General features: G+C 42.7%; 19 protein-coding genes. 9 read left to right on the top strand and 10 right to left on the bottom strand.

What is annotated here, in order from left to right:
* Window positions 1–9 precede the first annotated feature (9 nt).
* The 6 genes from astA to AN395_RS14310 all read right to left on the bottom strand — a co-directional run bounded on the left by astA (window position 10) and on the right by AN395_RS14310 (window position 8,273).
* Entirely contained in the window at window positions 10–1,026 is a 1,017-nt protein-coding gene (gene astA, locus AN395_RS14335; RefSeq protein ID WP_004588189.1) for an arginine N-succinyltransferase, read from the bottom strand.
* A gap of 84 nt (window positions 1,027–1,110) precedes the next feature.
* Window positions 1,111–2,316: an aspartate aminotransferase family protein gene (locus tag AN395_RS14330; protein WP_004588188.1), complete on the bottom strand. Its 1,206-nt coding sequence runs from the start codon at window positions 2,314–2,316 to the stop codon at window positions 1,111–1,113.
* 444 nt (window positions 2,317–2,760) lie between these two features.
* A complete protein-coding gene (locus AN395_RS14325) occupies window positions 2,761–3,921 on the bottom strand; it encodes an HDOD domain-containing protein (RefSeq protein ID WP_054983396.1) in 1,161 nt (386 codons plus the stop codon).
* A gap of 46 nt (window positions 3,922–3,967) precedes the next feature.
* Window positions 3,968–4,549: an aminodeoxychorismate/anthranilate synthase component II gene (locus tag AN395_RS14320; RefSeq protein WP_004588186.1), complete on the bottom strand. Its 582-nt coding sequence runs from the start codon at window positions 4,547–4,549 to the stop codon at window positions 3,968–3,970.
* A gap of 128 nt (window positions 4,550–4,677) precedes the next feature.
* Window positions 4,678–6,951, bottom strand: coding sequence for a bifunctional diguanylate cyclase/phosphodiesterase (locus AN395_RS14315; protein ID WP_054983395.1), 2,274 nt, complete (start codon window positions 6,949–6,951; stop codon window positions 4,678–4,680).
* Between the two features lie 332 nt (window positions 6,952–7,283).
* On the bottom strand, window positions 7,284–8,273 hold the full coding sequence (locus AN395_RS14310) for a zinc-dependent alcohol dehydrogenase family protein (RefSeq protein ID WP_054983394.1): 990 nt from the start codon (window positions 8,271–8,273) through the stop codon (window positions 7,284–7,286).
* A 300-nt stretch (window positions 8,274–8,573) separates the two neighbouring features.
* Between AN395_RS14310 and AN395_RS14305 the strand changes: the two genes are divergently transcribed.
* Window positions 8,574–8,813 (top strand): YdcH family protein, encoded by a 240-nt coding sequence (locus tag AN395_RS14305; RefSeq protein ID WP_004588182.1) that lies wholly within the window; start codon window positions 8,574–8,576, stop codon window positions 8,811–8,813.
* Window positions 8,814–8,958: 145 nt separating this feature from the next.
* Here AN395_RS14305 and AN395_RS14300 read toward each other — a convergent pair whose 3' ends face one another.
* Window positions 8,959–9,786: an SDR family NAD(P)-dependent oxidoreductase gene (locus AN395_RS14300; protein WP_054983393.1), complete on the bottom strand. Its 828-nt coding sequence runs from the start codon at window positions 9,784–9,786 to the stop codon at window positions 8,959–8,961.
* A gap of 306 nt (window positions 9,787–10,092) precedes the next feature.
* Here AN395_RS14300 and galE point away from each other — a divergent pair, with 306 nt between their 5' ends.
* The 7 genes from galE (at window position 10,093) to glpD (ending at window position 19,106) form a co-directional block, all read left to right on the top strand.
* Window positions 10,093–11,106 (top strand): UDP-glucose 4-epimerase GalE, encoded by a 1,014-nt coding sequence (gene galE, locus AN395_RS14295; RefSeq protein WP_054983392.1) that lies wholly within the window; start codon window positions 10,093–10,095, stop codon window positions 11,104–11,106.
* Window position 11,107: 1 nt separating this feature from the next.
* A complete protein-coding gene (locus tag AN395_RS14290) occupies window positions 11,108–12,172 on the top strand; it encodes a UDP-glucose--hexose-1-phosphate uridylyltransferase (RefSeq protein ID WP_054983391.1) in 1,065 nt (354 codons plus the stop codon).
* On the top strand, window positions 12,162–13,310 hold the full coding sequence (gene galK / locus AN395_RS14285; protein WP_054983390.1) for a galactokinase: 1,149 nt from the start codon (window positions 12,162–12,164) through the stop codon (window positions 13,308–13,310). The genes AN395_RS14290 and galK overlap by 11 nt, the downstream gene beginning before the upstream one ends.
* A gap of 19 nt (window positions 13,311–13,329) precedes the next feature.
* Complete coding sequence (locus AN395_RS14280; protein WP_054983389.1) at window positions 13,330–14,331, top strand: Gfo/Idh/MocA family protein; 1,002 nt, start codon at window positions 13,330–13,332, stop codon at window positions 14,329–14,331.
* A 31-nt stretch (window positions 14,332–14,362) separates the two neighbouring features.
* Window positions 14,363–15,691 carry a dienelactone hydrolase family protein gene (locus tag AN395_RS14275; protein WP_054983388.1) on the top strand — a complete coding sequence of 443 codons (1,329 nt, stop codon included), beginning with the start codon at window positions 14,363–14,365 and terminating at the stop codon, window positions 15,689–15,691.
* A gap of 205 nt (window positions 15,692–15,896) precedes the next feature.
* Window positions 15,897–17,399: a glycerol kinase GlpK gene (gene glpK, locus AN395_RS14270; RefSeq protein ID WP_054983387.1), complete on the top strand. Its 1,503-nt coding sequence runs from the start codon at window positions 15,897–15,899 to the stop codon at window positions 17,397–17,399.
* A gap of 201 nt (window positions 17,400–17,600) precedes the next feature.
* Complete coding sequence (gene glpD, locus AN395_RS14265) at window positions 17,601–19,106, top strand: glycerol-3-phosphate dehydrogenase (RefSeq protein ID WP_004588174.1); 1,506 nt, start codon at window positions 17,601–17,603, stop codon at window positions 19,104–19,106.
* Between the two features lie 70 nt (window positions 19,107–19,176).
* Here the strand turns inward: glpD and AN395_RS14260 are convergent, their stop codons facing one another.
* Both AN395_RS14260 and AN395_RS14255 read right to left on the bottom strand, forming a co-directional pair.
* Window positions 19,177–20,133 carry a 2-dehydro-3-deoxygalactonokinase gene (locus AN395_RS14260; RefSeq protein ID WP_031289478.1) on the bottom strand — a complete coding sequence of 319 codons (957 nt, stop codon included), beginning with the start codon at window positions 20,131–20,133 and terminating at the stop codon, window positions 19,177–19,179.
* Window position 20,134: 1 nt separating this feature from the next.
* On the bottom strand, window positions 20,135–20,893 hold the full coding sequence (locus AN395_RS14255) for an SDR family NAD(P)-dependent oxidoreductase (RefSeq protein WP_054983386.1): 759 nt from the start codon (window positions 20,891–20,893) through the stop codon (window positions 20,135–20,137).
* Between the two features lie 178 nt (window positions 20,894–21,071).
* Between AN395_RS14255 and AN395_RS14250 the strand changes: the two genes are divergently transcribed.
* The gene (locus AN395_RS14250; protein WP_004588172.1) at window positions 21,072–21,773 is read left to right on the top strand and encodes a FadR/GntR family transcriptional regulator; all 702 of its coding nucleotides are present in this window, start codon (window positions 21,072–21,074) and stop codon (window positions 21,771–21,773) included.
* A 63-nt stretch (window positions 21,774–21,836) separates the two neighbouring features.
* Here AN395_RS14250 and AN395_RS14245 read toward each other — a convergent pair whose 3' ends face one another.
* Window positions 21,837–23,969 (bottom strand): alpha-galactosidase, encoded by a 2,133-nt coding sequence (locus tag AN395_RS14245; RefSeq protein ID WP_054983385.1) that lies wholly within the window; start codon window positions 23,967–23,969, stop codon window positions 21,837–21,839.
* Window positions 23,970–24,213 lie beyond the last annotated feature (244 nt).

The raw sequence follows: 24,213 nt of genomic DNA, 5'->3' as shown, positions 1-24,213 counted from the left end.
TCTCCTTAATTAAACTGGGGTTGCGCTTACGGTGTCGCCCGATTGTAGCTGTAGGGCATCGGCTATTTGTTGCGATAAAATAAGGCTGCTTGCACGCTCATCAAAGCTAAGCGCTGCAACCGTTGCACGGTAATCTTCTAACTTGCCGTTAGCAAGCAGTACCATGGTATCGCCCGATGCTTCGCCTATTTCTACTTTAAAGTCTTTTGCATTACGAATAGTGGCAATGTTATCTACTTTTGCTTCTACTGTAGGGCCCGCATCAAAAATATCGACGTAACCGTTGAAGGTAAATCCTTCATTTTTTAATAGCTCAATAGCTGGGCGTGTGTTGTCGTGTACTTTACCAATCACCGCTTGAGCGTCTTTGCTAAGCAAGTTTACGTAAATTGGGTACTTTGGCATTAGTTCAGCAATAAACACTTTTTGGCCTATACCTGTTAGGTAATCGGCGGTAGGAAAGTCCATTGAGAAAAAGTGCTCTTCTAGCCACTGCCAAAACGGGCTGCTGCCGTTTTCGTCAGACACGCCGCGCATTTCTGCTATTACTGTTTGTGCAAAACGCTGTTCATGTTGTTTTATAAACATAAAGCGCGCTTTTGAAAGAAGTTTACCGTTACAGTTTTTACGATAGCCATCTTTCAAAAATAAGGTACATAGTTCTGTCGCGCCGGTGTAGTCGTTACATAGGGTTAAAATATCAACCGCTTTGTATACATCTAACGTGCGTGATGAGTGAATTACTTTACTTAAGTGGTAATGATAAAACGCATCATCAAGCCCTACTGCAGCTTCAATAGCTGAAGTACCGACTACTTCACCGGTTTCGGTATCTTCAAGAACAAACAGGTAGCCTTCGTCACCAGGTTGTGACGTTTGTTTAGCAAATGAACTTACAGAATGGTCAATTTTCTTTTGCAGTAACTCTTCGTTTAACGGCAAAGATGTAAAACCATGACCCGATTCGTGGGCAATTTTTAATAACGCTGCGTAATCATTTTGCTGGATTGGGCGAAGGATCATCATGAGTCCGCTTGCTCCCTTATCAATAACGGTAAATAGAATATGCAGGGCAAGCAGGCTTGCCCTTAATAAGGTGGTTTAACGCGCTTAAGCGTTTACTACGCTTGCTACTGCTTTTTCAAAACGCGCCATACCTTCGCGAATATCCGCTTCGGTGATTACTAACGATGGCGTAAAGCGTACTACATCAGCACCCGCTACAAGCGACATAAGCCCTTGCTCGGTAGCTGCTACTAAAAACTCTTTAGCACGGCCTTTGTATTGCTCGTTAACCGCTGCACCAATTAATAAGCCTTGGCCACGAATTTCGCTAAACACGTTGTATTTTTCGTTTACCGCGTTAAGAAGCTCGTTAAATAATGCTGCTTTTTCTTTTACGCCCGCCAGTACTTCAGGGGTATTTACAGTATCAAATGCGGCTTCAGCTACTGCACACGCCAGTGGGTTACCACCGTAAGTAGAACCATGAGTCCCTACTTTTAAGTGCTGTGCAATCTCAGTAGTCGTTAGCATAGCGCCAATAGGGAAACCGCCGCCAAGTGCTTTAGCTGACGTTAAAATATCAGGCACTACGTTTAGACCTTGGTATGCGTATAGCTCACCAGTACGGCCTACACCTGTTTGTACTTCATCAAAAATAAGCAGTGCATTGTGTTTAGTACATAGCTCACGAACGCCTTGTGCAAATTCGTCAGTTGGCGAAATAATACCGCCCTCACCTTGCAGTGGCTCCATCATTACGGCACATGTTTTGTCGCTAATTAGCGCTTCAAATGCAGCTAGGTCATTGTAATCACAATGTACGATATCGCCTGGCTTAGGACCAAAACCATCTGAGTATGCAGCTTGCCCGCCTACGGTTACGGTAAAGAACGTACGACCGTGAAAGCCTTTGTTAAATGAGATAATTTGTGATTTTTCAGCACCAAATTTATCAAGTGCAAAACGACGTGCTAATTTAAGCGCGGCTTCGTTTGCTTCTGCGCCTGAGTTTGCAAAGTAAACTTTTTCGGCAAAGGTCGCATCGACCATTTTTTTAGCTAAACGCAGCGCAGGCTCGTTAGTCATTACGTTTGATAGGTGCCAAATTTTTTCGCCTTGCTCTTTTAATGCACCTACTAATGCAGGATGGCAATGGCCAAGACAGTTAACAGCAATACCACCGGCAAAGTCGATAAATTCTTTACCTTGTTGATCCCATACGCGAGAGCCTTCGCCTCGAACAGGAATAACGCTTGAAGGCGCGTAGTTAGGAACCATTACGTGATCAAATAATTCGCGATTGACTGTCATTTTTTTTCCTCTTAATTGTGAGCAACACAAAACATCAAAATAGGTGTTTGGTTATAAATGTAACCAAGATATTTACGCACTAAATAGCAAAAGGTTGAGCGTAAAACTGCCTTGTGGTTCAATTTTCAGGCGCTCATTATTTCAGATATTTGTGGTGCTGTCTCGTTAAAAACTTTCATGCAGGCCTTTAAAATAAAGGCCTTGGGATATTATTTCATAGATAGTGAATAACTATCTGCATAGAAAATAAATGCCATTTTTTAATACTTATGCGCCTGCGCAGTGAGTCGCGCCTTACATTAAGCGCTTAAAGCGAGGTGTGCTCGGGGAGATGTTAATGAATGAATAGTCGCAAAAAAATTAACAAAAAATTCAATAGTTAATGAAAATTTGCCGCCATCAGCGGTAAATTACCGATATAAGGACCAGCGAGTAAGCTGCTTTTTAGTCAATTTGAATAGCAAGGTTGGTAAAATTGCTTGTTTCGAGGGCTTTTAGCTCATTTTTAGTGAATTGGTGGTACGAAAACCACGCCTGCATTTCATCTTGTTCAATAAGTTGGTGCTGTTTTAGGTTTAAATACTGCGAATAACATCGCGCTTTAAGCATGACTTCACTCATAGGGAAAACATCACTACTTTGCTCAATACCATGAACAAGTTGCGCCATGACATGATTAAACGGCAAAAACTTAAAAGCCATTTTTCGAATAACTTTAGCACTTAATTCAAGTGACTTATTAGTTAGCAATGTGGTTAAAAATAAGGGATCTGGCTTTAGCTCCATCAATGCCGTGTGTAAATCTTTTTGCTGTGCTTCGCGTGCTATTTGCACTTTGCGTTGCCATACCTGTTCAAAGGTTTTTAAGTACAAACGCACTAAGGCAATACGCCCTACATCTATAAGCATGCCCAGTGTAAACGCATGTACGGGGTTTACATCATTAAGCTCTGCAATTTTTTGCGCCGCAATTGCATTGGCCATGGCGGCATCGCGCAGGCGGCGTTTTAATAATGGAAATGGCTCTGTGCTGTGTGGCATCCAATGGCGCATAGCAAAAGTAGGAATTACCAATTGTAAGTTATCAAGGCCAATATAGCGCAGTGCAAGTGCGGGGCTGTCTACTTTAACTGAGGTACTTTTGCTGCGCTGCTTTCGGTAGTAAGGCAGGTTTACCAATGACACTAATTCGCGGCCAAGCCAACTAGAATCATTTACCAATGGCTCTAAACGCCCAACACTTGCCGACTTAACCGCCAGTATATCTAGCATGGTAGCAACGTTATCTTCTATGCCTATGGTGTTTTGAATAACAGCATCCATATCTTCTAATTGCTTAAATATGGCTGTTTCTATTACTTTATGAAGTTGTTTGCTCGCTTGTGCTCGGTACTTATGATGCGCGGTGCTACTTTGCTGGCGTTTATGCTGTGCGGCAACTTCTACTTCTAATAAAGTGCGTTGCTTCATTGGTTCGCCATAATCAATTTCCAGCGTATGAATAAAGCCAATTTGTTGATGTGCAAAACTATGGCCAAGCAGCAAGTCGTGAGCACGCTGGTCAAGCATTGAGGCTATTCGCTTTTGCGACGCAAGTTCAGTCATAAAGTCCATTCAGTATAAGTATTACCATTCGGTGGTTACTGTAAGGTTAGAAGCGAGATAAAAAGTTAGCAAGCAATTCGAGCCCTTGAGTTGTTAAAATAGCCTCGGGATGAAATTGCACGCCTTCAAGAGCAAGCTCTGTGTGAAGTAGCCCCATAATTTCGTCAAACTCACCTTGCTCGGTTTGGCTCCATGCGGTAATGGCTAATTCACTCGGTAAACTGTGTTTTTCGACCACCAGCGAGTGATAACGACACACAGTAAGCGGGTTTTCTAAACCGGTAAATACCCCCTTATTATTATGAACAATAGGTGAGGTTTTACCATGCATGACTTGCTTAGCACGTATAACCTTGCCCCCTAGCGCTTGCGCGATGGTTTGATGCCCTAAGCAAATACCCAAAATAGGGTAAATGCCTTTTAGCTGCTCAACGACATTGAGTGACACACCCGCTTCGTTTGGCGTACAAGGCCCCGGAGAAATAACAATATGCTTGGGGTTAAGTTGCTTAATTTGCGCAACAGATATTTCGTCATTACGCTTTACCAGCACCTCTTGGTTTAAGCGCTGAAAGTATTGTACTAGGTTATAAGTAAACGAATCGTAGTTGTCGATCATCAACAGCATTACACAACGACCTTATTTAATAATGTAGTGCTCTTTGCTCACATGTGTGGCTTGTAAAATGAGCGATAGAAGCTTTTATAAGGCCATTCTATCACTAATAATTACCTAACATACATTAGCAAAACGCCTTAAAAACTTACGCCTTTAGCTAAAAATGCTTCAAATTCGTTTGCTGGTATTGGCCGGCTTAACAAGTACCCTTGAATTAGGTCGCAGTTATACTCTTTTAGTTTTTCAAGTTGGGCATGCTCTTCTACGCCTTCGGCGATAATATCGAGCCCTAAGTTTTTAGCTAATTGGCAAATACTCAATACTAAAGCCTGATCCCGTGTGTCTGTGGCCATATTGCGCACAAACGACTGATCTATTTTTAATTTATTAACCGGAAAACGCTGTAAGTAACCCAGCGACGAATAGCCCGTACCAAAGTCATCAATTGATAAGCTAATACCCAGTGCACTCAGCGCCTGCAGTACTGAAATACCAAACTCTTCATCGTCCATAATGGCGGTTTCGGTAATTTCTAGCTCAATTAAATGCGCGGGCACGTTAAAATGTGCCAACCGCTGTTTTATGCTTTGCACAAAGTCTTGCTGTGTAAATTGCCTTGCCGATATATTAATAGCCAAGCGGATATTTAAGTTTTGCTGATGCCATTTTTTAGCTTGGGCAAAGGCACTATCGAGTATCCATTCGCCTAATGACAATATAAACCCGCTGTGCTCGGCAATAGGAATAAACTGCGCCGGAGAGACAAACTTCCCATCATCAAACCACCTAATTAAACATTCGCAGCTGTTTATGGTTTGCGATTTAAGGTGCATTTTAGGCTGAAAATAAAGCTCAAACTGCTGCTTTTCAATGGCGGTATCAAGGCGCCGAGCAATATGTAGCTGCTGTGCATGCTTAACTCCGCTTTCGGTATCAAAATAAGCGTAGGGAATATTACGTTTTACCGCCTCTTCTAAGGCAATATTGGCGTGCAGTAGCAGCGTTTTATAGTTATTACTGGTTGGGTAGCGTGTTACACCGCAGTTAAAGCTCATGCGCATTTCACCGTACGGTGTGCTAATAGCTTGGCTTAAACGGCTTTGTACGCCTTTGAGTAAGTCATCTAGGGTTGTTGAGCAATCTTGCTCGGTATAAATAACCACAAAGTTAGCATCGGCAATGTGGTAGAAGGTCAGTTTGTTTTTGCTTTTTAACTGCTGAGAAAATTTATTAGCGCTGCGCGATAAGTGCATAGCAAAGGCATTTATACACTCGTTAGCGCCCGATAAACCATATTGCTCAAGCAATAGTTTAAAGTGGCTTACATCAATCAGCATTAAACTAAAAGGCTGCTCAAGCGAAATTAGCTCATTGGTGTATGTTTCTAAACTGGCTTGGTTAGGCAACTTTGAATACGGGTGATGAAAGGCTAAATACTCTAATGAGCGCTCTGCCTCAAATTGCTCTGTTACATCGCGTATGTGTATATCAAAGGCATCTATTTCTTGCAGCCAATGAATTTGGTAAGTGAGGTAATGGTTATCTAGCTGTGTATAAAAACGCTCAACATGACTAGCCGACTGCTTAGTGTCTATTAGTTGCTGCTTTATATTAGGGCTTAGTAATGCAATGGGCGTACTGTGTTTATCGCTTACATACGCTTTATGCATAGCAATAGCGGCAGGGTTACAGTAGTTAAGCTCAAGGTTGGCGCTTAAACTCACAATTGGGTTAGGGTTGCGCGTTGGAAATAGCGCTAAACGTTCGTTACGGGTACTAAGTTTTATAAATTTAGATGCGTAACGCCCTGTATAAATGCTTACCAGTACTATGGCAAACGTAAACAAAAACACAATATTGACTGTGGTGTGCAGGTTGCTTTCGGTGTCTTTGTAGCCGCTATCAACCGCATTTGAAATAACCGTTTCTGCATTTGTTAAGTGTCCCATCACTTGGGCTTGCAGTTCGGTGAGTTGCTCTAGTTGTTCTCTGGCTAAATCCCAACTAGTGCTGCTGCTTGATAGGTTTTCGTGTAATTTAAGTGCTAAGTCTAAACCACTTTTAAACTCATCACTTAAGCTGCTTTCTAGCGCTAATGTGCTGTGGTTTTGATCTAGGTTTTTTATTAGCGCAAGTATACGTACATGGTTTTCTAAAAAGTCGATTAAATAAAGTTCACGCTTACTCGTTGCGTAATACTCATATAATAAGCGCTCTTGCTTTACTAGGTAGGTTTCGATTAATCGAATATCGCGCAGCGCCGGAATTTGCTGTTCCATTAAGGTCGATGAGGTGCGCTTAATGGTTTCTGCCTGATAATAAACCATCGCAGACAGTACACAGCCTACCAGCACAATACCGATATAAAACTGCTTAGCTTTACTGGCAAATTTATTAGTGAATATTTTCATATAAACGCTTGCTCTGACCCTAAAATATTAACAACACATTTTAAAACGTAATTATATACAATTAATAAAAGCACTATTGTTTATATTTGGTTATAAAAAAGGGTATACAAACGTTAATCAGGCGGGCATAAAAAAGAAAGAGCCCGGCGAGGATGCCGGCCTTAATGATACCAATCCGCAATAATACTTAATCATTTTCAGGGGCTAAACGTGTCGCTATCTACGTTAAAAAATTCTCATTTAGAGCAACCAAATAGCGAATTTTTTGCCTTGCTATCAACACGCTTTTCCATCCTCAAAATAGATCACTTAATTATGCGGATTGGTATAATTTATTGTACAGAAATAACAACTTTACCCATAGCTTGGCCACTTGCTAAGCGGTCATGCGCTTTAGCTGCTTCTTCTAAGCTAAAGTCTTGCTCATCAAGTACTGGGCGCATACCACCTGCTTCAACAATTTGTGCCAGTTTAGTAAGTTTGTCGCCGTGGTCTTGACGGTTAAAGTCGTGGATCATTGGAATAAGCATAAAGATTACGTTTAACGATAAGCCTTTAAAGTGTACTGGGCTTAAATCTACTTCTAATAAAGAAAGCGTTGTAGATACCTGTGCATTTAGCTTTGCTGCAGCAAATGAGTTAGTCAGGTTACCACCACCCACAGTGTCAAATACCATGTCAAAACCAACGTTGCTTGTGTGTTTTTCAACGTACTGCTCTACGGTTTCGTCTTTAAAGTTTATGCCTGTAGCGCCAAAGCTTTCTATGAGTGCTAGTTGCTCTGCGTTACCGCCAGTTGAGTAAACATCAGCGCCAAAATGCTTAGCTAGTTGTACTGCTAAATGGCCTACACCACCTGCGCCGCCGTGTACTAATACTTTTTGGCCTGCACTTACACTTGCACGTGTTAAGCCTTCAAGTGCTGTAATACCTACAAGTGGGATAGCGGCTGCTTCTTTCATGCTTAGGTTTTTAGGTTTGTGAGCGATTAAGCGCTTATCAGCAAGAATAAACTCAGCAAGTGCACCTGGTAAATCGCCTAGGCCACCAGCACAACCATATACTTCATCACCTACTGCAAAGTCTGTTACGCCTTCGCCAACAGCTTCAACAGTGCCTGCAAAGTCCATCCCTAAAATGCCCGGTAGTTTTGGAGCAAAGGGTAAGTCAGCACCCATTTGACGAATCATCATATCAATTGTATTTACGCTTGTTGCGGCAATACGAACTAACACATTACCTGCTGTTACTTGTGGTTTTGCAACCTCAGCTGCTACAAACTCTTCAGTGCCACCAAAATTATTAATTGTCATTGCTTTCATGGGTATTGCCTCTGTTATCTGTTGATAAGTAATTGTGTAATGAAGCTTCATTGTAGACACACCCTTTACAAATGATAATAAGGCTAAACATACAATCAGTTTCAAAATAATATTTATAATAGAGTTTAAAAATCCTCCATCACTGTTTAAAAGTAGGCATTAAACAAAATGCTACCCAGTCGCTGCGCTATATCAATTTAAGCTAGCTATGGTTGATTTATTATTGTCCAAGCCCCAGAGTAATATATGAAAAGGTAGTAATTCACTTAAGTAACTCATTTATCCTACTAAGGAGCGAATATGTTAGGCGAAGACCACTCACTTACCAATGACTTTCCACAGTACCTAAATACCATTGCAGAGCTAAATAAAAGCGACACAGAATTTGCTAAAAAGGCAGATAAATACGACAAGCTAGATAAAGAGATTCGTGTTTTAGAGCTTAAAGATGCGCCCATTAGCGATGAGCAAATGAATCAACTAAAACATGAGCGTTCAGAATTAAAAGATTGGTTGTACGAGCGTTTACAACAAGAGTAATGTTGCACGCAAAAAAAAGAGTTCACCGTTAGGTGAACTCTTTGACGATCAACAAAGGGTAAAACATTTAAAACACATATCGGCTTTATAAAAAACAACTAGGTTTTATAAGGCATGAGTAAAATCTTTTCGCGTTAATTTGCTACTAGCTATCAACATTTAGCTGAGCAAGCAGGCTATCTAACGTATCAACTAACTGCTGATTTTTAGTAGGGTTGAGCGCATCTGGATGTGGCGGTGCAAAGCGCTCTGCATCGTTATCGAAATAAAGGCCAGTGGCATCTTTAAATTCGTCACTTAATGCGGCGCGGCAAAAAATATCAGCGCCTAGTTTTAAGTCGCCACCAGCAAGCCCGTAGGCATCTTTTACCATTTTACTACCTAGTAACGACTTAGGGTTTACCGCAACAACTAATGGCCCGCTGCCTTTAAGTGCTAAACCTAAATGACGCGACCACATAGTAATAGCCAATTTGCTTTGCGCGTAGGCTGCGCTATCTGATAGCGGCTTTTTGCCCACTAACGAGTCAAAGTTAACGCTGGTTTGTGCAGCCGATGACACGTTAACCACACGTGATTGCGTGTTCATTACAGGCAGTAACGCTTTAGTAAGTAAATAAGGCGCTAACATATTAACTGCAAAACGTGCATCTAGCCCATTTACAGTAGTAATATTTGCCAATTTATAAACACCGGCGTTATTAATAACTACATCAAGTATTTTATTCGCGTTTTGTAAGTCGGCTAACACTGACTGAGCCAAGGTGTTTACTTGCGCCATATCGCTTAAATCGGCAATGTAGGTGGCTGTGCTTGCTTGCGGGTAATCAGCGTTTAAGCTTGCTTGTACGATATTTAACTTGTCTTGGTTGCGCCCGTGTAATAATACAGTATGCCCTTGCGCTAACAACATTTTAGCGGTCTCTAGGCCAATACCGTCGGTGGCACCAGTTAATAAAATTGTTTTTTTCATGTTGAACGTTCCTTTTTATATTAAGACTTTGGCCATTGCATTAACGACAAATTACACACGCATTAGCTCACTGCTATTTACTAATAGTACCACCACTTTTAGCGACTAATAATTAGTGGCTCAGTAGAATCAGTTTATAGAATTAATTGATAAACCTATGCGCCCTTATTAAGTAGGTATAGCTATTGTGCCTTTGCTTGGGTGAATTTTAAGCGTTTATTTGAAATAACGGGCAATCATAACTATTGTTTTTAAATTACCTTAATAGTAGTATTTATCATATAAATACACTTTTCGAGAAAACATATGAAAGTTTTAGTTACAGGCGGTATGGGTTATATAGGTAGCCACACATGTATTGCCCTCCATGAGGCAGGCATTACCCCAGTTATTTACGACAACTTATCTAACGCAAGCCCCCGTGTGCTTGATCAACTCGAAAAAATTACCGGTACCCGTTTTGAGTTTATTTTAGGTGACATTCAAGACGAGCAGCAGTTTAAACTTGCCCTTAAACACAGCCAAGCTGAGGCTGTATTTCACTTTGCAGCACTTAAAGCGGTAGGTGAATCAACCGAGCAACCATTGCGTTATTACCAAAACAATGTGTCGGGCACATTAAGCATGCTACAAAACATGCAAGAGGTAGGCGTTAACCATATTATATTTAGCTCATCGGCCACTGTGTACGGCGAGCCAGACTACCTACCTATTGATGAAAAACACCCTATACGCGCTACTAACCCTTACGGTTGGAGCAAAGTTATGGTTGAACAAGCCATGCAAGACGTATGTAATGCCAACAGCCAATTTATGGGCATTGCTCTTCGCTACTTTAACCCTGTTGGTGCGCACCCAAGCGGCTTATTAGGCGAAAGCCCAAATGGTATCCCAAATAACTTAATGCCATTTATTGCTCAAACTGCAGTAGGTAAACGCGAAGTGGTTAATATTTTTGGTGACGACTACGACACCAAAGATGGCACCGGCGTGCGCGACTATATTCACGTTTTAGATTTAGCTAAGGGCCATGTAGCGGCCTTTATGCAACATAAAACAGATACCGCCTTTCATGCTTACAACCTAGGCACAGGCCAAGGTTATTCAGTGCTTGATATGATCAAAGCATTTAGCGCATCAGCCAATAAAGATATTCCTTATAAAAGTGCACCGCGCCGAGCAGGCGATATTGCCTGTAATTACGCCGATGCCACAAAAGCGCAAACCACCCTTAACTGGCACGCAGAACTAACATTGAGCGACATGACTAACGACACATGGCGCTGGCAAACTAATTACCCAAGTGGGTTGGAGAGTTAACATGGCTTTATTAGAAAGTACTCACAGACGTAAAAACCCGCTAACGGGACGCTGGGTATTAGTATCACCGCATCGTAATAACCGCCCGTGGTTAGGCGCTACAGAAGCAGTAAACGAAAGCGTACTACCAAAACACGATGAAAGCTGCCCACTTTGCCCAAGCAACACCCGTGCAAATGGCGACAGCAACCCAGATTACAAATACACCCATGTATTTAGAAATGACTTTGGCGCACTTACCCCTAATGAGAGCGAGCAATCGCAAAGCTTAGACTCAGACAGCGATTTATTTATTGCTGATGAAGCAAGCGGCGAATGCCGTGTAATTTGTTTTTCTCCAGAGCATAACAAAACACTGCCAGAGCTTGAGCACGATGCCCTACACGAAGTAGTAAAAACCTGGAAAGACAACTACACAGAACTTGCACAACACTATGAATGTGTTCAGGTGTTTGAAAATAAAGGCGAGATCATGGGTTGCTCGCAACCTCATCCACATGGCCAAGTATGGGCGCATTCGCACTTATCAACCGAAATAGAAGCCGAAGACACCCAGCAGCTTGCTTATTATAAAAAGCATGGCAGTGCGATGCTTGCCGATTATGTGCAAAAAGAGCAAACAGATAAAACCCGCGTCGTATTTGAAAACGAGCACTGGCTTGTGGTGGTGCCATTTTGGGCAGCATGGCCGTTTGAAACACTGCTTGTAACTAAAGATAACATTCAAAACTTTAGCCAGCTAAACGATGCGCAAACAGACGCCTTAGCACAAGCGCTTAAAGTATTAACCACTAAATACGACAACGTATTTAATTGTAGCTTCCCGTATTCTATGGGATGGCACAATGCACCGGCTAATCGTGGCTCAGATGAGCAACATTGGCGCTTACATGCCCATTTTTACCCGCCGCTACTTCGCTCTGCCACCGTTAAAAAACACATGGTTGGCTACGAAATGTTAGGCGAAAGCCAGCGCGATTTAAGCGCAGAAACAGCTGCCTCTATTTTACAAGCAGCCAGTACCACACACTACAAAAAAACAGCAGGACACACAGATGACGCTTAACGATTTTCAACAACACTTTTTATCACTGTACGGTGCGCCTGCTCAAGGTATTGCTGCAGCACCTGGGCGTGTAAACCTAATTGGCGAATTTACCGATTACAACGACGGCTTTGTATTCCCGTGCTCGTTAGAGTTTCGTACTCAAGTTATGTTTAAAGAGCGCGACGACAACATCATTACTGTGCATTCGTTAAATTACCCAGGCGAAAAAGACAGCTTTAGTGTTGATGAAGACATTAGCGAAGGACAATCGCAATGGGGTAACTATATCCGTGCCGTGTCATTTGTACTAAAGCGCGCGGGCCATACTTTACGCGGCGCCGATTTACTTATTGACAGTAACTTACCGCAAGGCAGTGGTTTATCGTCATCGGCGGCATTAGAAGTGGCCATTGGTGGTATGTTTAACCATATTGCACAGCTTGGTTTAAGCGAAGAAAAAATTGCCTTACTAGGCCAAGAAGCCGAAAACGACTTTATGCATTGCCAATCGGGCATTATGGATCAGCTTATTTCGGCAAAAGGCGAAAACGGCCATGCGCTTTTAATTGACTGTGAAAACCTAGCAACTGAATCAGTAAAAGTACCCGATGATTTAAACATTGTTATTGTTAACTCTAACTACCCACGTAAATTGGTAGATAGCGAGTACAACCAACGTCGTGTTGACTGTGAGCAAGCAGCTGCAAAAATGAATGTAGCCACGCTTCGTAAAGCCACCATGGACACGCTTGAAGCAACCAAAGATGCACTAAGCGAAAACGAATACAAACGTGCACACCATGTAATTAGCGAAAACGAGCGTGTAATTGCAGCAACTAAAGCGCTGCAAAATAACGACATTGATACGCTGCGCGAGCTAATGGCGGCATCGCACCAATCGCTTAAACATTACTTTGAAGTAACCGTGCCAGCAACCGACGGCCTAGTAGAAATTTGTAAAGAAGCGATGGGCGAACGCGGTGCAGTACGTATGACCGGCGGCGGTTTTGGCGGTGCGATTGTGTGTTTATGCCGTGATGCAGAAGTACCACTTATCAAAGCAGCGGTTGAGCAGCACTACTTTGAGCGTTTTAATTTAAATGCCGACATTTACGTATGTTCAGCAGGTTCAGGATTACAAATTACGTCTTTTTAAACATCATTAAGGAATAAGCATGGCAAAGGTTAATTGGGGTATTATTGGGTGTGGCAATATTGCTCACACCTTTGCTAAAAGCATTGCGCATTGCGCTAATGCACAGCTTATTGGCGCTGCATCGACCAGCGAGCAACGCGCAAAAGAATTTGCCACACACTATTCAGTTAAAGGCTATGAGAGCTACCAGGCCCTTATGCAATGCCCACACATTGACGCCATATATATTGCTAATACCCACGAGCAACACTTTAAAACTATTGCGCAATGCTTAGTGCACGATAAGCATGTACTCAGCGAAAAGCCCATAACTGTTAATGCACAGCAACTCACAACCCTTAGCCAGTTAGCCGAGCAACAAAACTGCTTTTTAATGGAAGGTGTATGGATGCGCTTTTTACCTGCCATAGTAAAACTGCAGCAGTTATTAAGCGAGGGCGTAATAGGCAAAGTACACAGTGTTAATGCCAACTTTAGCCTAGCGGGCAACTTTGCTGACTCACACCGTTTAATGAACCCAGCGACCGCAGGTGGCGCATTACTTGATTTAGGTATTTACCCTATATCAATTGCCGATGTGGTATTTAATAAAGCCCCTGAACAAATTAAATCATTAGTACACAAAAGCACGACCGGCGTAGATGAGCGCAGTGTAACCCTTATAAATTACGGCCAAGGGCAATTTGCGCAGCTTAGTAGCGCGTTACAACAAAATGGCCCTACCGAAGCCTGTATTTTAGGGGAGCACGGGTATATTCGCATTGCTGAATTTGTTGGTGCACAATCGCTAGAGCTTCATTTAAACGCACAACAAGTACAGCAGTTTGACTTTAGTTTTAATGACGATGAAAACTTTAAATTTGAAATTGCCCACGTTAGCAAATGTATTTTACAACAACAAACACAAAGCAATGTATTACCGCTCAGCACAAGCCAGCGGGTAATGCACATAATGGATACGCTTCGGGCGCAGTGGCAGCTTAAATACAGCGATAGCGTTGAAGCCCATGAGCTAGATTAATAATAAAAAATACACACAACAAGGATACACAATGACAACCACACACACGTTAAAGGCGTTTTCAAAAGCCTTGCTGCTAGCAACGGGCTGCTTAACAGCAAGTACTGTTTTTGCAGATCAAAAAACGCCAGAGCAACTCTACCCACCTTTAACCAGCGAAGTACTTCCTGAGCTTGCTGCTAAAGGTAGTTACAACGTTGGCGTACAAACGCTTGATTTAATAAATCCCGCGCAGTTTGACCCTGCAACCCAAGGGGAAAAAGATCGCCCTTTAAAAGTAGAAGTGTGGTACCCAGCAGCAAACAGTGCAAACGCACCCTTAACCAGCTACAGCAACATAACCCGTACAGGTAAAGCGTTTACCTTACAAGCCGATGCCATGCGCGATGTAGCCATTAATAACAAAGAGCACTACCCTGTTATTGTGCTCTCACATGGTTATACCGGCTATCGTACAATTATGTATTACTTGGGCGAACATTTAGCATCGCACGGGTACATTGTGGCAGCCATAGATCATACCGACTCAACCAATGCAGATGTTGATTTTAAAAATGCGCCGTTTTCGGGCTTTTTTAGTACCCTTATAAACCGCTCACGCGATCAACAATTTGTACTTAACTACTTTAACGAGCAAAACAACTTTGCCAGCAAGCAAGTAGATAACAAAAGCGCAGGCGTAATTGGTTACTCTATGGGTGGTTTTGGCGCGGTTAATACAATTGGTGGCTGTTATGACTTTAACGAGCAAACGACTGCAATGTTTACCGGTATAAAAGATTCGGCGCAAATTAAACAAGTGCAGCAATTACTCAATAGCTGTGCAGGTGGGCAATATAAAAATCCACAAGTAGATACACGCATAAAAGCCATGGTGGCCTTTGCGCCTTGGGGCGGGCAACATAACTTATTTAATGCCAGTGCTATGCAAAACATTAAAGTGCCTTCGCTTTATGTAGCGGGTAGCTTAGATGATATATCCGGTTATGAAGGCATTAAAAACCTATATAACCAAACGGGCAGCACCGACAAGTACCTGCTTACTTACAAAAGTGCGCGCCATAATATTGCGCCGCACCCTGCACCTGCTATTGCACAAAGTAGCAGCGAATTAGATATAGGCCATTACTACGAGCCATCGTGGTCAATGCGCACCTTAAACGAGACCAACAAACACTTTGTACTTGCTATGATGGACTGCCACGTAAAAGGCATTACCAGCCAATGTGAATACCTAGACTTACCACAAAATGGCGACCAAGCTGTGGTTAATGGTAAGCCACTGCCAGCATGGCATGGGTTTGATAATCGTTTTTCTACTGGTATGGATTGGCAACAAGCTAAACCGCGCACCAAGTAACACAAACTTTGGCGGCTATTTTTATATTTAGCCGCATACGCACTTAAAATAATGCTGCTATAAAACACCTGTTATTTAAAAGAGTTAGCAAACAAAAACAGCGTGCTTATTTTTTAAACGGCTATTTTAAGAAAAAATCATTGCCATTAATGTAAGTTAAAGGCAATCTAGTCATATATAAGATAAGATAAATAACACAAATATCATGTCAAAATACATACTCTCAATTGATCAAGGAACCACAAGCTCTCGGGCCATCTTGTTTACAAAAGATGCAGACGTTTTTGGCTCAGCACAACAAGAATTTTCGCAGCATTTTCCACAAAATGGTTGGGTAGAACACGACCCTAACGATATTTGGCAAACCGTGCTAAGTACCAGCCGCGAAGTATTAGCAGATAAAAACGTTAAGCCTGAAGAAATTATTGCCATTGGTATCACCAACCAACGTGAAACCACTTTAGTGTGGAACAAAAAAACCGGCAAACCTATTTATAACGCCATTGTGTGGCAAGACCGCCGTACCAGCGATTACTGCGAAAGCCTAAGCACTGACGAGCTTTGCCAAACCATAAGCGATAAAACCGGCTTACTGCTAGACCCGTATTTTTCGGCCACTAAAGTACGCTGGATTTTAGACAACGTTGAAGGCGCACGCGAACAAGCCCTTGCAGGTGAACTGGCGTTTGGTACCGTTGATACCTACTTACTATGGCAGTTAACCGGTGGTAAAGAGCACCGCACCGACGCCACCAATGCATCACGCACTATGTTATTTAATATTCATACTCAGCAATGGGATCAAGAACTACTCGATTTATTCGAAATTCCTGAATCTATGCTGCCCCAAGTGATGGACTCAGCCGACGAATTTGGCTCAACCAGCGATGAGATTTTTGGCGCACCAATACGCGTATGTGGTATTGCCGGCGATCAGCAAGCAGCCCTTGTAGGACATGCATGTTTTGAGCAAGGTATGGCAAAAAGTACTTACGGTACGGGCTGTTTTTTAATGCTGAATACCGGCGAAAAAGCACTTACCTCTGAAAACCGCTTACTAACCACGGTGGCTTACAGGCTAAATGGCAAACCAACATATGCCATTGAAGGCAGCATTTTTATGGCAGGCGCCACGATGCAGTGGATTGTTGAAGGCTTAAAACTATTAAGCCATGCCGGAGAGAGCGAATCGTTAGTAAAAGATGTACCGCTTGATCATGGGGTATTTTTAGTGCCTTCCTTTACAGGTTTAGGCGCGCCCTACTGGGACCCAAATGCACGTGGCGCTATTTTAGGTTTAACCCGCGACTCTGGCATTAGCACCATAGTTGCTGCTGCACTGCAATCGGTTGGGTATCAAACCAAAGACTTACAAAAAGCAATGGAGCGTGATGGCTTACGCCCAAGCGTGTTACGGGTAGATGGCGGTATGGTTAAAAATAACTGGGTACTGACCTTTTTATCAAACATTTTAGGCGCAACGGTAGAGCGCCCAACAGTGACCGAAACCACCTCTTTAGGCGTAGCATACTTAGCAGGCTTACAAACCGGTGTGTATGAGTCAACTGAGCAATTAGCAAAAATGTGGACCTGCGACCGTCGCTTTGAGCCAACAATGAGCGCTGACGAACGTAACGATTTATACGCAAAGTGGCAGCACTGTGTAGCGCAAGTTTGTCTCTCTAGTGATGATAGCAAACAAACGTAATACGCCCAGCCGCTAATTAAAATTAGCGGCTTACAAAACACCGACAACAGCGCTTAAATGGCGCGTTGTACGCTGTATGTTTTAAAAAGATCAGGATTAAAAATTAACAAGCAAAAAGCGCGGTTATCTATTGTCAAATAAGAGCCGCAGCTTTATGATGTTATATGTCTTATTTATATTACAAATAAAAAGGTTAGCTCGGTGGAATTAGCAGATAACGAATACGACCTACTCGTCGTCGGTGGCGGTGTAAATGGCACTGGAATAGCAGCTGATGCAGCAGGCAGAGGATTAAAAGTTCTATTGTGTGAACAATCAGACCTTGCCAGTGCAACGTCTTCAAATAGTTCTAAGCTGATCCACGGCGGTTTACGCTACCTTGAACATTACGAATTTAGATTAGTAAAAGAAGCCTTGGCTGAGCGCGAAGTGCTGCTTAAAAATGCCCCGCATATTATGTGGCCGCTTACCTTTAGGCTACCGCACCAATCCCACCTACGCCCTGCATGGATGATTCGTATTGGCTTATTTATGTACGACAACCTAGCTAAGCGCGAAACACTTGCTGGCTCGCGTGGCATTAAGTTTGGTGAAAACAGCGTATTAGAACCTTCAATTACCAAAGGGTTTGAATACTCAGATGGCTGGGTTGATGATTCACGTTTGGTAATTTTAAACGCCTTAGCAGCCCAAAACAAAGGCGCAACCATTGCTACGCAAACCAAGTGTGTAAGTGCAAAACGCATCGATAACCAATGGCAAGTAACGCTTGAGCAACAACAAACTAAGGCGCAACAGACTATTAAAGCCAAAGGTATTGTTAATGCAGCAGGCCCCTGGGTTGCAAAATTATTTGACGAAGCACTGATAGAAAAATCGCCACAAAATATTCGCCTTGTTAAAGGCAGCCATATTGTGGTGCCACGTATTCACGATGAAAAACAAGCCTACATTTTACAAAATAAAGATCAGCGCATTGTGTTTGTTATACCGTTTGAAGATGACTACTCGCTAGTAGGCACCACCGATGTTGAACACAAAGGCGCAGCGCAAGATGTAAAAATTAGTGATGAAGAAATCGATTACTTAATCGATATTACTAACAGCTACTTTAAAAACCACATTAAACGCGAAGACATAGTACATACCTTTTCGGGTGTGCGCCCACTGCTTGATGACGAATCAGTGAATGCACAAAAAGTAACGCGTGACTACAAGTTAGAACTTTCAAGTGAAGGCAAACACACACCACTGTTAAGTGTGTTTGGTGGCAAAATTACCACTTACCGTAAACTTGCCGAAGCTGCAGTGAATAAGCTTGAAGAATTTTACCCGCAAATGAGTGAAGCGTGGACCAAACACAGCGCCTTACCTGGTGGCGATTTTAGCTCGGTAGAAGCGCTGACCAATGAGCTTAAAGCGACTTATAGTTGGTTACCAGAAATCACTCTTAAACGCTTTGTACGTACCTACGGGACTCGTGCAAAACTAATTTTAGGCAGTGCAACCCAGCTCAGTGATTTAGGCCAAGACTTTGGTCATGGCTTATTTGCAGCAGAAGTCGATTACTTACTAAATGAAGAATGGGCGGGTAACGCTTACAATATTTTATGGCGCAGAAGTAAACTAGGGCTGCGCTTTAATGAAGCACAAGTGGCAACGCTTAATCATTATATTACGCAAAGCCAAGCGGCTAAAACAGCTTAACAGCAGCTTTAACCCTTACTTAATTTAAGAACTAGCCCCCAATAATTGCACAATCAATATTGGGGGCTTTTTATATTTGCTTGGCTTTATTACTATTAAATAAGTAGTTAAAACCACTTAACGTAGCCTCTTTTACGTCAAACTCTAAACATTGCACACCAATGCAATTTAACGCATGGGTAAAGCAGGTATTTAGTTGCTCTGTGCCAATAACCACTACTTTAGAATTATTCACCAATTGCCATTCACTGGCATGGCGTGCAGCGCGTACATCACTACCAATAAGCACGCCCGACAAGTATGCCTTGGCTTGCACTGGTGTTAACTCTTTTGAAAGCTGGCGCGTACGGACACTAAAAATACCGTGCGCCAAATTACCGCTGTCACTGCCTAACGTGAGTTCACAGCCTTGCTCAAATGCATGCCAATCAAACTCCCCCGCTTCACAGTCGTTAGGAATAAGTACACTTTGATGACATAGCAAGTCGTATAATTCGCCGGTCATTGCGGTTTTAAAACAGATGATTTGGCCATCTTTTAACAGCACCCATTTAGTATGGGTACCGGGTAAACAAATGAGTACGTTGCCGTGCTGATAGGCCGGGTTTTGTTTTAAAAAACCTAATATTTGCAGCTCTTCGCCGCGCATTACATCAAATAAATTGTTTTGTAATGTGCATTTTGTACCAGGTAAAGCACTGACTTTGTTACCTGCACAATCAAAATTAATTGCGCCACTAAGTAGGCTTTCGGGGTTTATGGGGCACGCTAAATAAGGGGTTTCTTTCCAGCCAATACTTGAGGTGATTTGCCCTGCCATATAAATAGGTAAAACGCCGTATTCGCTGGTCCATGGTGCAACGACACCAATTAAAGTATGTTCAAAGTTTTGTTTATCTCTAATCACACCTGGGCCATCGCGCTGAGCAATTAAAGTTAACTGCCCTGTGGTATTTACGCTGCATAAATAGGCGCGTAAATGACTCGTGCCCCAATCTACGGCTATAAAAAGGTTTAAGTGCTGCAACTTAGAGCCTCCCACCGTCAATTTTAATACCTTGACCGGTGATCATACTGCTTTCGTCGGCAGCTAAAAAAAGTGCCAAATTAGCTACATCTTCAGGGGTTACTAACTTTTTAAGTGCCATGGCTTCCATCCACTTCACTTGCTCTTGCTCGGTAAACCAACTGGCTAATTGGCGGTCGGTGGCAACCCAACCCGGTAAAATAGCATTCACCCGAATACCAAATTCACCATAATCGCGTGCCAGTGCTTTAGTCATGCCGATTAAACCGGCCTTTGCCGTTACATAACCCGCCATTTGTGGCTGCCCCATGATGGCATTGATAGAGCTAAAATTAATAATGCTCCCCGCGCCTTCGCCCTTCATAAAAGACATAGCGACTTGCGAGGCAAAAAACGCCGGATTTAAGTTAATTTGTAGGCATTGATCCCAATCTTGTACTGTAACGTCTTCACTGGCTTGGCGGCGGTCATTGGCTACATTGTTTACCAGTACATTAATAGCGCCTAGTTCAGCACATGCATCTACCAAAGATTGCTGTAAAGCATTTGAGTCGGTTACATCAACCTGCCTAAACCATAATTTAGCATTAGGCAGTGAGGCTATAAGAGATTGGGCAGCCTCGTTATTAATATCTATAAAGGCAATTTTGGCAGCTTGAGCGGCGAACGCCTTTACCATTGCACGGCCAATGCCTGAAGCGCCCCCGGTAATAAAAACAACTTTGCCAGAAATACTGGGGTAGTGAGCGTGATTATTCAAATGCGTTTCTCCATAATACAGACTGCCCCTCTTAATATTTATAATTATTTGCTAAAGAGGATTACTGTTACAGCTGTGTTAAAATACTTGCCTTTAACAAAGTTTATAACATATCCTTTCGTACATTAATATGATATATGATATATAATAAAGCAATAACTCATTCGGATAACGCTCAATGAAAAGCCAACCTCGTCAAAATTTAACACAACAATTAACCCATGATTTAGGCTTTGCAATTGTGCGTGGCGTTTACCCTGTTAACGAAGGCCTGCCCTCAGAAGCTGACCTATGCGTAAAATACGATGTGAGCCGCAGTGCAACACGCGAAGCTGTAAAAATGCTCTCTGCTAAGGGCTTAATATCTTCTCGCCCTAAGCAAGGGATCCGCGTACTGCCAGAAAGCAGCTGGAATATGTTTGACACAGATGTACTGCGCTGGATTTTAAGCAGTAAACCGTCGCTTTCTTTATTAAAAGAGTTTACGCAAGTACGTGTCGCACTTGAGCCACAAGCCGCTGCCCTAGCAGCTGAAAATGCCAGCGCCGAACAACTTGCTGAAATAGACAACGCACTTGCCCGCATGGCCGATGCAGACCAAGGCTTAGACGATCCGCTTGAGGCCGATATTGCCTTTCATACCAGTATTTTAGTAGCTAGTAATAACCGCTTTTTTGTACAGCTCACTGAATTTATTAGCACCGCGCTGCGCGTAAGTATTCGTTACACCAACCACATTAAAGGTGTGCCAGGGGCCGACGTTGCAAAGCATGCTGATATTTTAGATACGATTAAATCGCGCAATCCAGAGCGCGCTAAAAAAGCAGTAGAAACCATTTTAGAAGAAGCGCTTGAGCTGATTGAGTCTAAACTCGACTAATAGCTTAAAAAACATTATTAAAAAAGGGAGCTAATTAGCTCCCTTTTTACTGCTTGCTATATTTTAAGCTTTGTTAAGCTCAAAAATAAGCGATGTTTGCGGGAATGAAATTGGCATTTGTAGGCCAAATTCCATCAACGCCTCACCCGTAAAAGTTTGCCCGTTAACAGCGGCAATAGACGAAGGTCGGTATTCTTCAAATTTAACAGGCCACACTAAATTAAGTGTGTACTGCGTATCTGCATCTAAACCAACAAAACGAAGCTTATTAGGCGCAGTGCGCGGTGTTTCGCGTACACTGTTATACGCAAATAACGCTTTTGATTTTTGCTCGTCGATTAAACCAAAGTTAATTGATAAATCGTCGCTATCGAGGCGATACAAATCGGCAGCATGAATAAATTCACGGTGCTCTTTGTGCAGCGCAATAGCCGCTTTAAGCGCATTGTATTCGTGATCGGTCAGCTCGCGTGGGTCCATTTCAATACCCATGTGACCAAACATAGATACCGCAGCACGCATTTCAATACTGACATTACGACCTGTGATATGACAATCACGAGGGCCTACGTGTGCACCCATAACCGACGATGGGAAGAAGAACGAACAACCACGTTGAATTTCAAGACGGTCAAGTGCATCGTTAGAATCTGACGTCCATACACGGTCTGTGTGTGCAAGCACACCATAATCTACACGGGCACCACCTGACGAACAGCTTTCTATTTCAAGGCCAGGATGCGCCGCTTTAATACGGTCGATTAAGCGATACAGTGCCAGTGTTTGCTGATGCACCGCAGGCTTGCCTGAGAAGTTACCCGCGTGGTTTATATCGCGGTTCATATCCCATTTAATGTACTTAATTGTTGGGTATTCAACTAAAATGTCATCAATCGCTTTGTATAGGTATTCAACAACCTCAGTGCGCGTTAAATCAAGCACTAGCTGGTTTCTAAAGCTAAGTTGCTCGTTATTTTCTGAGCCTAATACCCAATCAGGATGAGCGCGGTATAAGTCACTATCTGGGTTTACCATTTCAGGTTCAAACCAAATACCAAACTCCATGCCTAAGCTGTTTACATGGTCAATCACTGGCGATAGGCCGTCTGGGTAAATTTCGTAATCTACGGTCCAATCACCTAGGCCAGCATAATCACCACGGCGACCTTTAAACCAACCGTCGTCCAGTACAAAACGCTCAATACCTAATGGCGCTACTTTATCGGCTAGCTGCTTTAGCGTGTCTACATCGTGATCGAAGTAAATACCTTCCCACGTGTTGTAATGTACTGGGCGTGTTTTTTCGCGCTGCGCCTGGCTAAGTAAGTTAGCTTTAACAAAACGATGAAAATTACGCGACAGTGCACTAAAGCCATCGCTCGAAAACGAGCCATAAATACTTGGGCTTTGATACGTTTGGCCTTTAGCAAGGGTTAGCTCGCCCGGTAATAATAACTCACCCATTTGCACATAGCGGCGCCCTTCTGGTAGTAGCTCAGCGCGTAGCTTGTTGTTACCGCTCCAGCCTAAATGAAAGCCATAACACTCACCTTGTTGCTCGCCTGCGCCTTCGCTATGAACTAATAAACCAGGGAATACGTCGTGCGATGTTTTACCTTTGCGGTTTTCGCGAACAAAGCTGCCTAATACTAAATCAACCGATTGGCGTTGAAATTCGTTAGACCAACGTCCTTCAAAGCTCACTAGCTTGTTCATGCTATCGGGTAGTTGGAACGTAGGTGCGGCGCAAAAGTTAACGCTTAGTGGTGCATCACTTAAATTAGTTAATACGGTATGCGCACTTAGCACATCGGTGTTGCTATCAAGTGTGATGCTGTGCACTACTTCAATACCACGCAGCTCATCAACACTTACAAACTCTAAACTAGAAGGGGTTGGCTGACGAACATCTTGAAGAGCAGGCCCAACTGACCAAGCTATGGTGTCGTTTGACAGCTCTAGCCCTGGCGCGCCTGTAAAGCCTTCACCTAATAGCGGAGAAAGAGAAATAGGTGCTTCTTCAACCACGGCACATTTTACTTCCTGACGAGTCGCAAGCTGAGTTAGCATTGTTTCAGTTGTTTGCTCAGATAGGCGCTTACCAAAATAAAGTAACGCTGGGGTTTTGCTCTGGCAGTCGAAAATAACGGTGCTGTTTGCGCTGTCTAATCGAAAGAATGGTTTAATATCAGCCATGATTCTCCTGTCCTCTTTAATGAAGATGAGTTTAATACGCGAGTACATTATATGCGTGCTTACTCGCCGCTTACTGCATCAAATTGCAGTCAGTGATTTTAGAATAATAGTATATATCATACAAATTACTTTTAGATAGTGTTTACGGTGTAATTTAGCCAATATTATTACTGGCTATACCAGTAATTAACTTAAACAGCGGTTAAAAAATTTAATACCACCTTGAGCAATATTATATTTAGTG

The sequence above is a fragment of the Pseudoalteromonas sp. P1-30 genome (genome assembly GCF_001400005.1).
Classification (GTDB): Bacteria; Pseudomonadota; Gammaproteobacteria; order Enterobacterales; family Alteromonadaceae; genus Pseudoalteromonas; species Pseudoalteromonas atlantica.
This window is presented reverse-complemented; position numbering and strand designations above follow the sequence as displayed.

What these genes read in the sequence shown, in the direction of transcription:
- AN395_RS14275 (WP_054983388.1), top strand. Translation starts at nt 14,363, where the DNA reads ATGACAACCACACACACGTTAAAGGCGTTTTCAAAAGCCTTGCTGCTA.
- AN395_RS14280 (WP_054983389.1), top strand. Translation starts at nt 13,330, where the DNA reads ATGGCAAAGGTTAATTGGGGTATTATTGGGTGTGGCAATATTGCTCAC.
- glpK (WP_054983387.1), top strand. Translation starts at nt 15,897, where the DNA reads ATGTCAAAATACATACTCTCAATTGATCAAGGAACCACAAGCTCTCGG.
- galE (WP_054983392.1), top strand. Translation starts at nt 10,093, where the DNA reads ATGAAAGTTTTAGTTACAGGCGGTATGGGTTATATAGGTAGCCACACA.
- AN395_RS14330 (WP_004588188.1), bottom strand. Translation starts at nt 2,316, where the DNA reads ATGACAGTCAATCGCGAATTATTTGATCACGTAATGGTTCCTAACTAC.
- AN395_RS14305 (WP_004588182.1), top strand. Translation starts at nt 8,574, where the DNA reads ATGTTAGGCGAAGACCACTCACTTACCAATGACTTTCCACAGTACCTA.
- astA (WP_004588189.1), bottom strand. Translation starts at nt 1,026, where the DNA reads ATGATGATCCTTCGCCCAATCCAGCAAAATGATTACGCAGCGTTATTA.
- AN395_RS14245 (WP_054983385.1), bottom strand. Translation starts at nt 23,969, where the DNA reads ATGGCTGATATTAAACCATTCTTTCGATTAGACAGCGCAAACAGCACC.
- AN395_RS14290 (WP_054983391.1), top strand. Translation starts at nt 11,108, where the DNA reads ATGGCTTTATTAGAAAGTACTCACAGACGTAAAAACCCGCTAACGGGA.
- AN395_RS14320 (WP_004588186.1), bottom strand. Translation starts at nt 4,549, where the DNA reads ATGCTGTTGATGATCGACAACTACGATTCGTTTACTTATAACCTAGTA.
- galK (WP_054983390.1), top strand. Translation starts at nt 12,162, where the DNA reads ATGACGCTTAACGATTTTCAACAACACTTTTTATCACTGTACGGTGCG.
- AN395_RS14310 (WP_054983394.1), bottom strand. Translation starts at nt 8,273, where the DNA reads ATGAAAGCAATGACAATTAATAATTTTGGTGGCACTGAAGAGTTTGTA.
- AN395_RS14315 (WP_054983395.1), bottom strand. Translation starts at nt 6,951, where the DNA reads ATGAAAATATTCACTAATAAATTTGCCAGTAAAGCTAAGCAGTTTTAT.
- AN395_RS14300 (WP_054983393.1), bottom strand. Translation starts at nt 9,786, where the DNA reads ATGAAAAAAACAATTTTATTAACTGGTGCCACCGACGGTATTGGCCTA.
- AN395_RS14250 (WP_004588172.1), top strand. Translation starts at nt 21,072, where the DNA reads ATGAAAAGCCAACCTCGTCAAAATTTAACACAACAATTAACCCATGAT.
- AN395_RS14325 (WP_054983396.1), bottom strand. Translation starts at nt 3,921, where the DNA reads ATGACTGAACTTGCGTCGCAAAAGCGAATAGCCTCAATGCTTGACCAG.